This window comes from Pseudomonas sp. ASL9 (assembly GCF_056680335.1).
Genome location: NZ_CM155277.1, coordinates 3,134,535 through 3,148,365 on the forward strand (window position 1 = coordinate 3,134,535; position 13,831 = coordinate 3,148,365).

The window sequence follows — 13,831 nt, forward strand, 5'->3', positions numbered from 1 at the left end:
TCTGAATCCGCCCGGTAAATTTTTAGAGGTGCCCAGGCCGGGCTGTGAACACTATAATGCTCGGCAGATTTTCCGTCTCAGTACAGGTATCCCCAAATGAAACGTCCAAGTGGCCGCGCAGCCGATCAGCTCCGCTCGATCCGCATCACCCGCAACTACACCAAACACGCCGAGGGTTCTGTACTGGTCGAGTTTGGTGACACCAAAGTGATTTGTACGGTCAGCGTCGAGAGCGGCGTACCGCGTTTCCTGAAAGGTCAGGGCCAAGGCTGGCTGACGGCTGAATACGGCATGCTGCCGCGCGCTACTGGCGAGCGCAACCAGCGTGAAGCGAGCCGTGGCAAGCAAGGCGGTCGCACATTGGAAATTCAACGTTTGATCGGTCGCTCCCTGCGTGCAGCGTTGGATATGTCGAAGCTGGGCGAAGTGACGCTGTATGTCGATTGCGATGTCATCCAGGCTGATGGCGGCACACGTACCGCGTCCATCACCGGCGCTATGGTTGCGTTGGTCGATGCCTTGAAAGTGATTAAGAAGCGTGGCGGCCTCAAAGGCGGCGATCCACTCAAGCAAATGATCGCTGCGGTGTCGGTGGGTATGTATCAGGGTGAGCCTGTGCTTGACCTCGACTACCTGGAAGACTCCGCTGCCGAGACCGACCTCAACGTGGTGGTGACCAGTGCTGGTGGCTTTATCGAAATTCAAGGCACCGCTGAAGGCGCACCGTTCCAGCCAGAAGAGCTGACCGCGATGTTGGCACTGGCCAATAAAGGCATTGCTGAGCTGTTCGAACTGCAACGTGCCGCACTGGCCGACTGATTGGCCTGGCTTGTCTGCGATCCGGTGCGAAATGCCGGGCCTTTCATCGCAGGCAAGCCTGCTCCTACAGTTTTTTGCGTCAACAGCCACAAAAAAGCCGACACGAAGTCGGCTTTTTTGTGGGCGGCGGGACGTCAGATGGTCAACGTCCAGTCGTAATCCACGATCAATGGAGCGTGCTGCGAGAAGCGCGGCTGACGTGGCAGGCGAGCGCTTCGTACAAAGCGGCGCAGGCCTGGAGTCAGCAGCTGATAGTCGAAGCGCCAACCGAGGTTGAGCATTTCGGCTTGTTCGTTATCTGGCCACCAGCTGTATTGATCGCCTTCGCGGCTGACTTCACGCAGGGCATCGACATAACCCATGGTGCCGACAATCTCGTCCATCCAGGCGCGCTCTGGCGCCAGGAAACCCGGTGATTGCTGGCTGTCACGCCAGTTTTTGATGTCGAGCTTCTGTTGCGCAACATACAGCGAGCCGCAATAGATGTACTCACGACGCTTGCGCCGTTGTTTGTCCAGGTAGCGCGCGAAATCGTCCATGAGCTTGAACTTCTGGTTCAAGTCTTCGTCGCCGTTCATCCCCGAAGGAAGCAGCAAGGTCGCAATACTGACCTTGTCGAAGTCCGCTTGCAGGTAGCGCCCGTAACGGTCGGCCGTTTCGAAGCCAAGACCGGTGATAACCGCCTTTGGCTGCAACCGCGAATAGAGCGCCACACCGCCTTGGGCAGGGACTTCAGCATCGCAGGCATAAAGGAAGTAACCATCCAGTTGGAAGGCTGGGTCGTCCAGTTCAAAGGCGGATGCGCGTGTGTCCTGTAGGCAGATGACGTCAGCATTCTGGGCTTGTAGCCAACTGAGCAAACCACGCTCGACTGCAGCCTGAATGCCATTTACGTTCACACTGATGATCCGCATAAATGGCCCCAAAAATCGCGTGCGTGTATGATACCCGAGCTCTACCTAATTAGCTAAATCCGTGGTATTTGGGGCTTTTTTCATGCAAGCGTATCAGCGCGAATTCATTCGTTTTGCCATCGATCGTGGTGTTTTACGCTTCGGTGAGTTCACTTTGAAGTCTGGACGGACCAGTCCATATTTCTTCAATGCCGGTCTGTTCAACAGTGGTTCTGCCCTGGCTCAGCTCGGTCGTTTCTATGCCACTGCGGTGGTCGAGAGCGGTATTTCTTTTGATGTCCTGTTCGGGCCAGCCTACAAAGGCATTCCTCTGGCGGCCACGACGGCCGTGGCGTTGGCTGAACATCATCAGCGGGATCTGCCTTGGTGCTTCAATCGCAAAGAAGTCAAAGCTCACGGCGAAGGCGGAAGCCTGGTCGGTGCGCCACTGCAAGGCAATGTGTTGATCATCGACGACGTGATCACTGCCGGTACGGCCATTCGTGAGGTCATGCAGATCATCAAGGACCAGGGCGCGACAGCGGCCGGTGTGTTGATCGCGCTGAATCGTCAGGAACGTGGCAACGGTGAGCTGTCGGCGATTCAGGAGGTCGAGCGTGACTTCGGCATCCCGGTGATCAGCATCGTGTCCTTGAATCAGGTGCTGCAATTCTTGGCCGACGATCCGCAACTCAAGCAACATTTGCCTGCGGTCGAGGCTTATCGGGCGCAGTACGGAATTTGAGGATGCTGTGTTTATGCTCAAACTGAGCGCCGTGGGGCTGTTGTTGGCATTGAATGTGATGACTGTACAGGCTGCGGATAAAGCGCCTGTGTTGCTCTATCGCTATGTCGACAACAAGGGCGGGATGGTCCTTGATCGTCAAGGCGTACCGCCGGAGTACGTCGGTAAAGGCTACCAGGTGCTCAATGAGCGGGGGCGGGTGATACAGGTCGTGCCGCCAGCGCCCACGGTTGAGGAAATCCAGCGTCAGCAGGCCGACAAGGTCAAGGCCGACGCCAATGCGCAGTTGCTGCATTTGTACAGCAGCGTCGACGATGTCGATCGCGCTAAAACCCGCAAGCTCGCCGAGCTGGATGCGCTGATTGGCGTGGCACAAGGCAACTTGCAAGGCTTGAGCTCCCAGCAGAACACGCTTCAGGGCCAGGCAGCCGACCAGGAGCGGGGCGGGCATGTCGTGCCTCAGCCGTTACTGGATCAGATGAACGGCCTGCGTGACGACCAGCAGAGCCTCAAGGCTGAAATCGTCCGTTATCAAACGTCACGCAAACAGGCTGAAGCCGATTTTGCGGTTGATCGGGTGCGGGTTCAGCAGTTAGTGCATTGATAGGCTGCTGAAAAAAAGGCCCCGTCCGGTGTGAACCGGACGGGGCCTTTCAGTTTTTGACGGTTACCGAACCATCAATGCCGCTTGCGGTTGGTGATCTGAGTGCCTACGCCGCTGTCGGTGAAGATCTCCAGCAGCACGGCATTGGGCACACGGCCGTCTATGATGTGCGAGCTGTGGACGCCACCCTGAACCGCTTCCAGCGCGCACCGGATCTTGGGCAGCATGCCGCCGTAGATGGTGCCGTCAGCGATCAGGCCGTCGACTTGTTCGGTGGTCAGTCCGGTCAGGACTTCGCCTTGTTTATTCATCAAGCCGGCGATGTTGGTCAGCAAAATCAGCTTTTCGGCCTTGAGGGCTTCAGCGACTTTGCCTGCAACCAGGTCGGCGTTGATGTTGTACGACTCACCATTGGGGCCGACGCCGATGGGCGCGATGACTGGAATGAAATCGCCTTTGACCAGCATGTTCAGCAGGTCAGTGTTGACCCCGACCACTTCGCCGACCTGGCCGATATCAATGATTTCCGGCTTGGTCATTTCCGGTGTTTGCCGAGTGACGGTGAGCTTTCGCGCACGAATCAGCTCCGCGTCCTTGCCTGTCAGACCAATAGCGCTGCCGCCATGGCGGTTGATCAGGTTGACGATGTCCTTGTTGACCTGGCCGCCCAGGACCATTTCCACCACGTCCATGGTTTGCGCGTCAGTCACGCGCATGCCATCGATGAAGTGGCTTTCGATGGACAGACGCTTGAGCAGGTCGCCGATCTGTGGGCCGCCGCCGTGAACCACTACCGGGTGGATACCGACTGCTTTCATCAGCACGATATCGCGCGCAAAGCCCGTTTTCAGCTCGTCGCTCTCCATAGCGTTGCCGCCGTATTTGATCACCAGCGTCTTGCCGACAAATCGGCGAATGTAGGGCAGCGCTTCGGACAAAACTTTGGCTACATTGGCAGCGGCATCACGTTCGAGGGTCATTCAGGGCTCCAGTGAAAACAGGGGTTCATTCAAAACGGTAATGGGAGGTCGGGCGCAACGTTCTTCAGTTGAGCGTGGAACACGTCCTTGATTCGCTGCAATTCGGCTTCAGTGTCGGCTTCGAAGCGTAATACCAGCACAGGCGTGGTATTGGAAGCGCGAACCAGACCCCAGCCTTCGGGGTAGTCCACTCGCACGCCATCGATGCTGGTCAACTGAGCGTCACCCCATTGGGCGTCGCGTTGCAGCGCTTCAATGATGCTGAACTTGGTCACATCCGTCACATCGATATTGATTTCCGGTGTGGAAATATCATTCGGGAAGGTCGCGAACACTTCTTCAGCAGTGCCCTTCTCCTGGCTGAGAATTTCCAGCAGGCGCGCAGCGCTGTAGATGCCGTCGTCGAAACCGAACCAGCGCTCCTTGAAGAAGATGTGCCCGCTCATTTCGCCCGCCAGCAGCGCACCGCTTTCTCGCATTTTCTTTTTGATCAGCGAATGACCGGTCTTCCACATCACCGGACGACCGCCGTATTCGCGAATCAGCGGGGTCAGGCGGCGGGTGCATTTGACGTCGAAAATGATATCGGCACCGGGATTGCGCGACACCACATCTTTGGCGAACAGCATCAACAGGCGATCCGGGAACACGATGTTGCCGGTGTTCGTGACGACGCCTACGCGGTCACCGTCACCGTCGAAGGCCAGGCCCAGGTCGGCACCGGTTTCCTTGACCTTGGCGATCAGGTCGACGAGGTTTTCCGGTTTGCCTGGATCAGGATGGTGATTCGGGAAGTTGCCGTCGACGTCGCAGAACAGCGGGATGACTTCGCAATTCAGGGCTTCGAGCAGTTGCGGGGCGATCACGCCAGCCGCGCCGTTGCCGCAGTCGACCACGACTTTCATGCGCCGGGCGAGGACCACGTCTGAGGTGATCTGCTTGAAGTAGAGATCAAGGATTTCGACTTTCTTGATGCTGCCTTTGCCGGTGGTCAGGTCGTTGGTTTTCAGGCGAGTGTGCAGGGCCTGGATCTGCTCATTGGCCAGGGTGTCGCCGGCGATAACGATCTTGAAACCGTTGTAGTCTCGTGGGTTGTGGCTGCCGGTCAGCATCACACCGGTTTTGCCAGCCAGTACGTTGGCGGCGTAATAGAGCGCTGGGGTCGGCACCAAGCCCACGTCGCTGACGTGGCAGCCGCTGTCGTGCAGGCCCTGAATCAGTTGCTGTACCAGTTCCGGGCCAGACAGGCGGCCGTCGCGGCCTACCGAGACGTTAGGTTCATTCTGGGCCAGGCTCTCGGAGCCGATGGCGCGACCGATCCAGTAAGCCGTTTCTGCGAAAAGGGTGTCACCGACGACGCCACGGATGTCGTAGGCGCGGAAGATGTTGTCAGGAAATTTGGGTGCGACCAATGCTGTGCTGCTCATGACGTGGGGGTGCTCCAATCTCAGGAAATCCTGGTTTTCGTCGAGGATGTCGATATCGAGAATATCGGTATCTTGAAACAGCGGATCGACCCACTCAGTACGCGGGGCGTTGGGCTGAGTCGACGCTGGGGCACTGCTTGTCGCTAAGTCGTTATTGAAGCTGTTCTTGTCACTTGAGGCGCCGTGTACCGCAGATGACGGCGCGTTACGCAGTGAAAATCGCGCCAGACTCTGCGCTAGCCCATTCAGGGCCGGCAGGCTTAAACCGAAAGCTTTGACGGCTTTTCCGCCTGAGAGTTCTTGAAGCAGTTGGTCTAGCTGTCGGGCGTCTGCCGAAATACGTCGCTGCAAAGCGCTGTCATTTAGGTATAGCCCAAGCACAACACCGGCCAGAGCGACCAGCGCCGCCAGCGCTAAAAATAGCCAGGGCACTGATGAATCGAGTGCGGGGCCCGGCGTGAAGTCGAGTTTCCAGTTTGGCTGGCCGGTATCGAACGCTTGTGGGGAGCCTGCCGCCGGCTGACCGCGTTGCAGCAAAATTTGTCCGGGACTGGCGCCGAATTGCTGGGTTACTTGTACCTGGCCGATGTCAGCGGGCAATACCGGCAGTGCACTCAGCACTCCTTGCAGGTCGAACGCCAGCAGCAGCGTGCCGGTGATCGGCGCGCTCGGGCTCGCCCGCAGCGGCGCAGCGCTATAGACCAGCCAGCGCTCACCGACTTTGCGCGCCTCGGGGGAAGGGGGCTGACCTTGTGCTGCCTTGTTGAGCATCTCCAGCGTGGAGAAATTCACCGGCAATGGGCCTTGCGCATCGACGTCTGTCTGGCCCAGATGATGGAGTCGGGCACCCACCACGCTGTTGTGATAACGCAGTTGGTCTTCGGCGCGACCGATCAAGGCGGGATCGTTGCTTTGCAGTGCTTGATCCAGTGCCCCATCGAGTGCGGCAGCTTGCGTCTCGGCGTTCAGTTGCTTGAGTGCCAGGCCCAATGCGCCGGCCTGGCTAGAGCCCCAGGCCTGGCTGAGCCGGGCGTGCTGTTGCGGATTGCTGAAGAGCGCCAGCCACAGCAACACGCTGGCCGCGAGCAGCCCGACGACAGCCGATGCAAGGCCGGGCGAAAGGATGGGTTGACGCGCAGCTGATGGCTGGCTGTCCGGGGTTAGCGAGTGATTGCTTGCTGTGGCCGTGCGGTTGAAGCCTTTCACATAACCTCTCCCCGGTATTCATCCTGAATCGCAAAGGGTCTTTCCTGGACCGTTGGATACCCGTTGTGGGCCCAAACGGCTGGGTTAGGGTTCAAGTGGCTACTTGGGAGCCGTCTCAGTGACTGCCTGAGTGACCAAAGCCGCCAGCACCGCGCTGGCTTTCGTCGAATTCTTCGACCAGCTCGAAATGGGCCTGCACGACCGGCACCAATATCAGTTGAGCAAGGCGTTCGCCGATTGAAATCTTGAACGAGGTCTGACCGCGATTCCAGCAAGACACCATCAGCTCGCCTTGGTAATCGGAGTCGATCAGGCCGACCAGATTGCCCAACACGATGCCGTGTTTATGGCCAAGGCCCGAGCGCGGCAGGATCAGCGCGGCAAGGCCGGGGTCGCCAATGTAAATCGACAGCCCGGTGGGGATCAGCAAGGTCTGGCCCGGTTCGATGACCGTGTCCTCTTGCAACATGGCGCGCAGGTCTAGCCCGGCGGAGCCCACGGTGGCGTACGCCGGAAGAGGGAAGTCGCTACCAATGCGGGGGTCGAGGATCTTGGCTTGTAAAGCATGCATACGTGATTAAACCTGGTTCAGACGGTCGGCGATAAAAGTGATCAGCTGGCGGGCAATCTTGCCTTTGCTGGTCTGGGCAAAAACTGTTTCGTGCAGCGTTCTGTCGATCACGCTGCACGCGTTCTCTTCGCTGTTGAAACCGATGCTGGGGTTAGCCACATCGTTGGCGACGATCAGGTCAAGGTTCTTGTCCTTGAGCTTGCGTGCAGCGTAGTCGAGCAAGTGTTCGGTTTCGGCAGCGAAGCCGACACTGAATGGACGGTCCGGGCGGCGAGCGATGGTTGCGAGAATGTCCGGGTTGCGGACCATCTGCAATAGAAGACCGTCACCGTTGCTGGGGTCTTTTTTGAGTTTGTGCGGTGCGACCACTTCGGGACGGTAATCGGCCACCGCAGCGGAGGCGATAAACAGATCGCAAGGGATAGCGGCTTCGCAGGCGGCAAGCATGTCACGCGCGCTGACCACGTCGATCCGGGTGACGCGGTCCGGGGTTTGCAGATTGACCGGGCCGGTGATCAAGGTCACCCGTGCGCCCGCTTCAACCGCCGCTTCGGCCAAGGCAAAACCCATTTTTCCCGAGCTGTGGTTGGTGATGTAGCGCACCGGGTCGATGTTTTCTTGCGTCGGGCCAGCGGTGATCAGTACGTGCTTGCCGGTCAGCGACTCGCGCCGAAAACAATCGGCAGCACATTGCGCCAGGTCATTGGCTTCGAGCATGCGGCCAAAGCCGACATCGCCGCAGGCCTGGCTGCCCGAAGCGGGGCCGAACATGCACATGCCGCGCTCTTCGAGCAAACGGGTGTTGGCCTGAGTCGCCGGATCGCGCCACATCGCCTGGTTCATTGCCGGCGCCAGCGCTACGGGGGCATCAGTGGCCAGCACGACGGTGGTCAACAGGTCATTGGCAATGCCATGGGCCAGGCGCGCGATCAGGTCGGCGGTGGCCGGGGCGATCAGCACCAGGTCGGCCCACTTGGCCAGTTCGATATGACCCATTGCGGCTTCTGCGGCTGGATCGAGCAAATCCATGTGTACCGGGTTACCGGACAGGGCTTGCATGGTCAGTGGGGTGATGAACTCACTGCCACCACGGGTCATGACAACACGTACTTCTGCGCCTTGGTCGAGCAACCGACGGACCAGTTCTGCGCTCTTGTAGGCCGCGATGCCGCCGCCGACGCCGAGAACGATGCGTTTCCGATACAGCCGCTGCATAGGCCTGCCTTTTAATCGAGTGAACGCGACGGCGATGACGCCTCCCCAGGCCAGATCGCCGCGCTAAAAGATGGGCTAAGATAGCACAGCGACCGCACGGGAACAGCGGCGCCCACACACAGGGAGGTGCTATGAGTATTCGTGACTGGCCTGCGGCGGAACGTCCGCGGGAGAAGCTTCTTGAACTGGGGTCGGCGAGTCTTTCCGATGCCGAATTGTTGGCGATTTTTTTGCGTACAGGTGTCGCTGGAAAAAGCGCGGTGGACCTGGCGCGACATCTGCTGAAGCAATTTGGCAGCCTCAGATCCTTGCTGGAGGCGGACCTGCAAACCTTCTGTCTGGAGTTGGGGTTGGGCCCAGCGAAGTTCGCGCAGTTGCAGGCGGTGATGGAAATATCCCGTCGGCACATGGCCGAACGCTTGAAGCGTGATTCAAGCCTGGAAAACCCACAAGGCGTACGCGATTACCTCAAGGCGTTGCTCAGGCATGAGCCGCACGAGGTTTTTGGTTGTCTGTTTCTGGACACCAAGCATCGTGTTTTGGCGTTTGAGGCGTTGTTTCGAGGCTCGATCAGTTGCGCCCAGGTCCATCCCCGGCAAGTGGTCAAGCGCGCCCTGGCTCACAATGCGGCGGCGTTGATCCTGTGCCACAACCATCCGTCCGGCGTGCCCGAGCCCAGCGAGGCCGATCACCACCTGACCCAACTGCTCAAGGACGCCCTGAAAATGATCGACGTGCAGGTGCTCGATCATTTCATCATCGGCGACGGTGACCCGTTGTCGATGGTGGAAGCCGGTTTGATGTGAGAAGCACAGGCCGTGCGCAGCGGGTGCGCGGCCTGTTGATCGTACGAAAAATGTACAGCGCGTTATTTTCGTCCTACGTCTACTCCAGCGTGACGTGGGAAAAGTCCTGACGACCGAACGGACTCACCTGATAACCCTGTACGTTTTTGCGCGTCAAAGCGGCGGCAGTCGGATGAGCCAGTGGCAGCCACAACGCTTGTTGCTGGATTTGCGTCTGAGCCTTGATGTACAGCGTACTGCGCTCGGCTTGATCGCTGGTGGCTTTGCCTGCGCTGATCAGCTTGTCCAGGCCTTGGTCGCAATAACGGGCGAAATTGGTCCCTGGGGTCACGGCGGCACAGGAGAATTGCGGTGTCAGGAAGTTGTCCGGATCGCCGTTATCGCCTGCCCAACCCATGAACAGCAGGTCATGCTCGCCGGCCTTGGCGCGCCGAATCAGCTCGCCCCATTCGATGATTTTGATCTCGGCCTTGATCCCGACTTTAGCCAAATCCGCCTGCAACAGTTGCGCGCCGAGACTCGGATTCGGGTTGAGGAGGCTGCCGGACGGGCGCGTCCAGATCGTGGTTTTGAAGCCATCCTTCAGCCCTGCTTTGGCCAGCAACTCACGGGCTTTGGCCGGATTATACGGATAGCCGGGAAGGTCTTTGGCGTAGCTCCAAGTGTTGGGTGGATAAACGCCGGTCGCTTTTTCGGCGGTGTCTTCGAATACCGCTTTGAGGTAGCTGTTTTTATCGAAAGCGAGGTTGATTGCCTGGCGTACCTCAGGTTTGTCCAGCGGTGGATGCTGGCTGTTGATCGCGACAAAGGCGGTCATGAACGCAGCTGTCTTTTCGATAGTCAGCTTAGGGTCTTTGCTGGCGGCCTGAATGTCCAGAGGCTTGGGTGAAAGGGCGATCTGGCACTCGTTCTGACGGATTTTCTGCAGGCGCACGTTGGCGTCCGGCGTGATCGCATACACCAGTGCATCGACGGCGGGCTTGCCACCGAAGTAATCCGGGTTGGCGGCGTACCGCACCACCGCGTCCTTCTGAAAACGCTTGAACACGAACGGGCCGGTGCCGATGGGCTGGCTGTTGAGTTTTTCCGGGGTGCCCGCCTTGAGCAGCTGTGCGGTGTATTCGGCCGAATAAATCGACGCAAAACCCATGCTCAGCGTTGCCAGGAAGGTCGAATCCGGGTGGTCGAGGGTGAACCGGACGGTGTGAGCGTCAGGTGCTTCTATGTTCTTGATCAGCGCAGGTAACTGCATCGATTGTGCATGTGGAAAGCCACTTTGGGCGACCTTGTGCCACGGGTTGGCAGGGTCGAGCATGCGCTGGAAGCTGAACTGCACATCTTCTGCGGTCAGGTCGCGGGTCGGATTGAAATAATCGGTACGGTGAAACTTCACCCCGGCGCGCAGTTTGAAGTCATAGGTCAGCCCATCAGCCGAGATACTCCAGCTCTCAGCCAGACTGGGCACTAGTTTGCCGCTTTGCGCGTCGAACTCCACCAGGCGGTTCATCAGCACGTCGGCCGAGGCATTGGTCGTCGTGAGCGAGTTGTACTGCACCACGTCAAACCCTTCGGGGCTGGCTTCCGTGCAGACGCTGAGGGTGGTCGCAGCCTGAGCCAACAGCGGGCTGAACAAGGGCGCGAGCAGGAAGGGTAGGGCTGCGAAACGTATAAGACGCATGGCGATAGTCCTGTCAGAGAGGGCCCCATCTGCGGGCGCAGTCTGGTGAGCGACTTACCCTAGACTATGCATAGGCACAGGACAATCTATCTGGAGCGACGAATGGTCGATTTCCTGCCGTGCCCCGCATTGGTTGATCCGGCGGGCAAAGCACGGTCTGTCAAAACAAGGTAATGTGCATGCGTTGTTGTTGCATCGCAGGGTTTCTGATATAAAGCAGCGCTCTTTTCTAGGGGCCCGGTTCCTTCGTTTGTAGGCGTAGCCGGTAAGACCCCTAAAGAAACGCGGCGCCTGGCGCCAAATGACTGAGAGATTAAGCGGCCAACCCATGCCGGGTTGGGCATGTGGTTTTAGAGGGCTGAGGCATGTCGAGAGTATGTCAAGTTACCGGTAAGGGTCCGGTAACTGGGAATAACATTTCCCACGCAAACAACAAAACCCGTCGTCGTTTCCTGCCGAACCTGCAGCATCACCGCTTCTGGGTCGAGTCCGAGAATCGTTTTGTGCGTCTGCGCGTATCTGCCAAAGGCATGCGTATCATCGACAAGCGTGGCATTGATGTCATTCTTCTCGAAATTCGCGCCAATGGCGCTAAGGTCTAAGGGAGATAATCATGCGTGAATTGATCCGTTTGGTGTCGAGCGCTAACACAGGCCATTTCTACACCACCGATAAGAACAAGCGCACCACTCCGGACAAAATCGAAATTAAAAAATTCGATCCGGTTGCTCGTAAGCACGTGATCTACAAAGAAGCCAAAATCAAGTAATTGATTTTCTTCTTACGAAAAAACCCGCCTGCGAAGGCGGGTTTTTTTGTGTCTGAATTTCAGTGAAAGCAGCCGCTACTCAGACCTTCTGTTCGAACGCCACATACACCTTGCGACAGGCTTCGAGAACTTCCCAGGTACCTTTGAAGCCCGCAGGAATCACAAACCGATCACCCGCGCGCAGGGTTTTCGCGTTGCCGTCCTCGTCGCGCAGCACCGATACGCCCTGCACGATCTCGCAATACTCATGTTCGGTGTAATTCACCGCCCATTGACCGACGGCCCCTTCCCAAACGCCTGCGCTGAGCTGGCCGCAGGGACTGTTGTAATGGTTGTAGAGGGTTTGCTCCGGACTGCCCTTGAGGATTTTTTCTGGCGCGGGCAGGTAGTGCTCTGGCGTGGTATTGGCCTGGCTGAAATCGACAATATTTTCGATGTTCATCGTGTGTTCTCCCCGCTAACGCGTTTTATGTTGAATAAAATGAACAACAAAACGCCGTTTGGCTCGAAGTGTCAAATATATTGGAAATTTCCCGGTCACTTGGTTTAGGGTGATGGTTGCCTTTGGCTCATGCCATCCGTATTCAAAAAACAACAGGAGGACACTCGTATGACCACCCTGACTCGTGCTGACTGGGAACAACGTGCCAAAGATCTGAAGATCGAGGGCCGTGCTTACATCAACGGTGAATACACCGCTGCGGCGTCTGGCGCCACCTTCGAATGCATCAGCCCGGTCGATGGACGCGTCCTGGCGCAGGTTGCCAGCTGCGATGCCGCCGACGCCCAGCGTGCTGTCGATAGCGCCCGCGCTACGTTCAATTCTGGCGTGTGGTCACGTCTGGCCCCTGTCAAACGCAAGGCGGCGATGATCCGTTTTGCGGGTCTGCTGAAGAAGAACGCTGAAGAATTGGCCCTGCTCGAAACCCTCGACATGGGCAAGCCGATCAGTGACTCGCTGAACATCGATGTCCCCGGTGCCGCCCAGGCGCTGAGTTGGAGCGGTGAAGCAATCGACAAAATTTACGACGAAGTGGCCGCCACGCCCCACGACCAACTGGGTCTGGTGACGCGCGAGCCCATCGGTGTCGTGGCGGCCATCGTGCCGTGGAACTTCCCGCTGATGATGGCTTGCTGGAAACTCGGTCCAGCGCTGTCCACCGGCAACTCGGTGATCCTGAAGCCGTCGGAAAAGTCTCCGTTGACCGCTATTCGCATCGCCCAACTGGCGGTTGAAGCCGGTATCCCGGCGGGCGTGCTCAACGTGCTGCCCGGCTATGGTCACACCGTCGGCAAGGCACTGGCCTTGCACATGGATGTCGACACGCTGGTCTTCACCGGCTCGACCAGAACCGCCAAGCAGTTGCTGATCTATTCCGGCGAATCGAACATGAAGCGCATCTGGCTGGAAGCCGGAGGCAAGAGCCCGAATATCGTATTTGCTGACGCCCCAGACCTGAAGGCCGCCGCCGAATCGGCTGCTGGCGCCATCGCCTTCAACCAGGGCGAAGTGTGCACCGCGGGTTCGCGTCTGCTGGTCGAACGGTCGATCAAGGACACGTTCCTGCCGCTGGTGATCGAAGCGCTCAAGGCCTGGAAACCAGGTAATCCGCTGGATCCGCAAACCAACGTGGGTGCGGTGGTCGATACCCAGCAGTTGAACACCGTGTTGTCCTACATCGAGTCGGGTCACGCCGATGGCGCCACGTTGGTTGCAGGGGGCAAGCGCACGCTGCAGGAAACAGGCGGCACGTATGTTGAACCGACGATTTTTGATGGCGTCAGTAACGCGATGAAAATTGCTCAGGAAGAAATCTTCGGCCCAGTGCTGTCGGTGATTGCCTTCGATACCGTGGAGGAAGCCATTCAGATCGCCAACGACACGCTTTATGGCTTGGCTGCTGCTGTCTGGACCGCCAACCTGTCCAAAGCTCACCTGACGGCCAAGGCGCTGCGTGCCGGTAGTGTGTGGATCAACCAGTACGATGGCGGCGACATGACCGCACCGTTCGGTGGTTTCAAGCAATCGGGCAATGGCCGCGATAAATCGCTGCACGCGTTCGACAAGTACACCGAGCTGAAGGCGACCTGGATCAAGTTGTAACCCAGGGAGACCTC

14 protein-coding genes are annotated in these 13,831 nt (G+C 58.2%); 7 read left to right on the forward strand and 7 right to left on the reverse strand.

The window, feature by feature from the left end:
• Nucleotides 1-96 precede the first annotated feature (96 nt).
• Nucleotides 97-819, forward strand: coding sequence for a ribonuclease PH (rph, locus tag AC1ME2_RS14375; protein ID WP_480434764.1), 723 nt, complete (start codon nt 97-99; stop codon nt 817-819).
• A 134-nt stretch (nt 820-953) separates the two neighbouring features.
• Here the strand turns inward: rph and AC1ME2_RS14380 are convergent, their stop codons facing one another.
• The gene (locus tag AC1ME2_RS14380) at nt 954-1,733 is read right to left on the reverse strand and encodes an exodeoxyribonuclease III (protein ID WP_480434765.1); all 780 of its coding nucleotides are present in this window, start codon (nt 1,731-1,733) and stop codon (nt 954-956) included.
• An 82-nt stretch (nt 1,734-1,815) separates the two neighbouring features.
• On the opposite strand from AC1ME2_RS14380, the gene pyrE reads away from it, so the two are divergent.
• Nucleotides 1,816-2,457: an orotate phosphoribosyltransferase gene (gene pyrE / locus AC1ME2_RS14385; protein ID WP_480434766.1), complete on the forward strand. Its 642-nt coding sequence runs from the start codon at nt 1,816-1,818 to the stop codon at nt 2,455-2,457.
• A gap of 13 nt (nt 2,458-2,470) precedes the next feature.
• Entirely contained in the window at nt 2,471-3,061 is a 591-nt protein-coding gene (locus AC1ME2_RS14390; RefSeq protein ID WP_480434767.1) for a DUF4124 domain-containing protein, read from the forward strand.
• Between the two features lie 74 nt (nt 3,062-3,135).
• On the opposite strand, the gene argB is transcribed toward AC1ME2_RS14390, so the two are convergent.
• The 4 genes from argB to coaBC form a co-directional block, all read right to left on the reverse strand.
• Entirely contained in the window at nt 3,136-4,041 is a 906-nt protein-coding gene (gene argB, locus AC1ME2_RS14395) for an acetylglutamate kinase (protein ID WP_480434768.1), read from the reverse strand.
• Between the two features lie 29 nt (nt 4,042-4,070).
• Nucleotides 4,071-5,468 carry a phosphomannomutase/phosphoglucomutase gene (locus tag AC1ME2_RS14400; protein WP_480442146.1) on the reverse strand — a complete coding sequence of 466 codons (1,398 nt, stop codon included), beginning with the start codon at nt 5,466-5,468 and terminating at the stop codon, nt 4,071-4,073.
• Between the two features lie 1,321 nt (nt 5,469-6,789).
• On the reverse strand, nt 6,790-7,245 hold the full coding sequence (gene dut / locus AC1ME2_RS14405) for a dUTP diphosphatase (protein WP_480434769.1): 456 nt from the start codon (nt 7,243-7,245) through the stop codon (nt 6,790-6,792).
• A gap of 6 nt (nt 7,246-7,251) precedes the next feature.
• A complete protein-coding gene (coaBC, locus tag AC1ME2_RS14410) occupies nt 7,252-8,460 on the reverse strand; it encodes a bifunctional phosphopantothenoylcysteine decarboxylase/phosphopantothenate--cysteine ligase CoaBC (protein ID WP_480434770.1) in 1,209 nt (402 codons plus the stop codon).
• 131 nt (nt 8,461-8,591) lie between these two features.
• Here coaBC and radC point away from each other — a divergent pair, with 131 nt between their 5' ends.
• Entirely contained in the window at nt 8,592-9,266 is a 675-nt protein-coding gene (gene radC, locus AC1ME2_RS14415; RefSeq protein WP_480434771.1) for a RadC family protein, read from the forward strand.
• A gap of 79 nt (nt 9,267-9,345) precedes the next feature.
• On the opposite strand, the gene AC1ME2_RS14420 is transcribed toward radC, so the two are convergent.
• On the reverse strand, nt 9,346-10,935 hold the full coding sequence (locus AC1ME2_RS14420; RefSeq protein ID WP_480442147.1) for an ABC transporter substrate-binding protein: 1,590 nt from the start codon (nt 10,933-10,935) through the stop codon (nt 9,346-9,348).
• Between the two features lie 374 nt (nt 10,936-11,309).
• Between AC1ME2_RS14420 and rpmB the strand changes: the two genes are divergently transcribed.
• Both rpmB and rpmG read left to right on the forward strand, forming a co-directional pair.
• Nucleotides 11,310-11,546 (forward strand): 50S ribosomal protein L28, encoded by a 237-nt coding sequence (gene rpmB, locus AC1ME2_RS14425; protein WP_219063049.1) that lies wholly within the window; start codon nt 11,310-11,312, stop codon nt 11,544-11,546.
• Between the two features lie 11 nt (nt 11,547-11,557).
• A complete protein-coding gene (gene rpmG, locus AC1ME2_RS14430) occupies nt 11,558-11,713 on the forward strand; it encodes a 50S ribosomal protein L33 (RefSeq protein ID WP_219063048.1) in 156 nt (51 codons plus the stop codon).
• A 79-nt stretch (nt 11,714-11,792) separates the two neighbouring features.
• On the opposite strand, the gene AC1ME2_RS14435 is transcribed toward rpmG, so the two are convergent.
• Nucleotides 11,793-12,155, reverse strand: coding sequence for a cupin domain-containing protein (locus AC1ME2_RS14435; protein ID WP_480434772.1), 363 nt, complete (start codon nt 12,153-12,155; stop codon nt 11,793-11,795).
• Nucleotides 12,156-12,323: 168 nt separating this feature from the next.
• Here AC1ME2_RS14435 and AC1ME2_RS14440 point away from each other — a divergent pair, with 168 nt between their 5' ends.
• A complete protein-coding gene (locus AC1ME2_RS14440) occupies nt 12,324-13,817 on the forward strand; it encodes an aldehyde dehydrogenase (protein ID WP_480434773.1) in 1,494 nt (497 codons plus the stop codon).
• The last annotated feature ends 14 nt before the right edge of the window (nt 13,818-13,831 follow it).

Coding starts and splice junctions, on each gene's coding strand:
- coaBC (WP_480434770.1), bottom strand. CDS start 8,460: ATGCAGCGGCTGTATCGGAAACGCATCGTTCTCGGCGTCGGCGGCGGC.
- radC (WP_480434771.1), top strand. CDS start 8,592: ATGAGTATTCGTGACTGGCCTGCGGCGGAACGTCCGCGGGAGAAGCTT.
- rpmB (WP_219063049.1), top strand. CDS start 11,310: ATGTCGAGAGTATGTCAAGTTACCGGTAAGGGTCCGGTAACTGGGAAT.
- rph (WP_480434764.1), top strand. CDS start 97: ATGAAACGTCCAAGTGGCCGCGCAGCCGATCAGCTCCGCTCGATCCGC.
- AC1ME2_RS14435 (WP_480434772.1), bottom strand. CDS start 12,155: ATGAACATCGAAAATATTGTCGATTTCAGCCAGGCCAATACCACGCCA.
- argB (WP_480434768.1), bottom strand. CDS start 4,041: ATGACCCTCGAACGTGATGCCGCTGCCAATGTAGCCAAAGTTTTGTCC.
- AC1ME2_RS14440 (WP_480434773.1), top strand. CDS start 12,324: ATGACCACCCTGACTCGTGCTGACTGGGAACAACGTGCCAAAGATCTG.
- dut (WP_480434769.1), bottom strand. CDS start 7,245: ATGCATGCTTTACAAGCCAAGATCCTCGACCCCCGCATTGGTAGCGAC.
- rpmG (WP_219063048.1), top strand. CDS start 11,558: ATGCGTGAATTGATCCGTTTGGTGTCGAGCGCTAACACAGGCCATTTC.
- pyrE (WP_480434766.1), top strand. CDS start 1,816: ATGCAAGCGTATCAGCGCGAATTCATTCGTTTTGCCATCGATCGTGGT.
- AC1ME2_RS14380 (WP_480434765.1), bottom strand. CDS start 1,733: ATGCGGATCATCAGTGTGAACGTAAATGGCATTCAGGCTGCAGTCGAG.
- AC1ME2_RS14390 (WP_480434767.1), top strand. CDS start 2,471: ATGCTCAAACTGAGCGCCGTGGGGCTGTTGTTGGCATTGAATGTGATG.
- AC1ME2_RS14400 (WP_480442146.1), bottom strand. CDS start 5,468: ATGAGCAGCACAGCATTGGTCGCACCCAAATTTCCTGACAACATCTTC.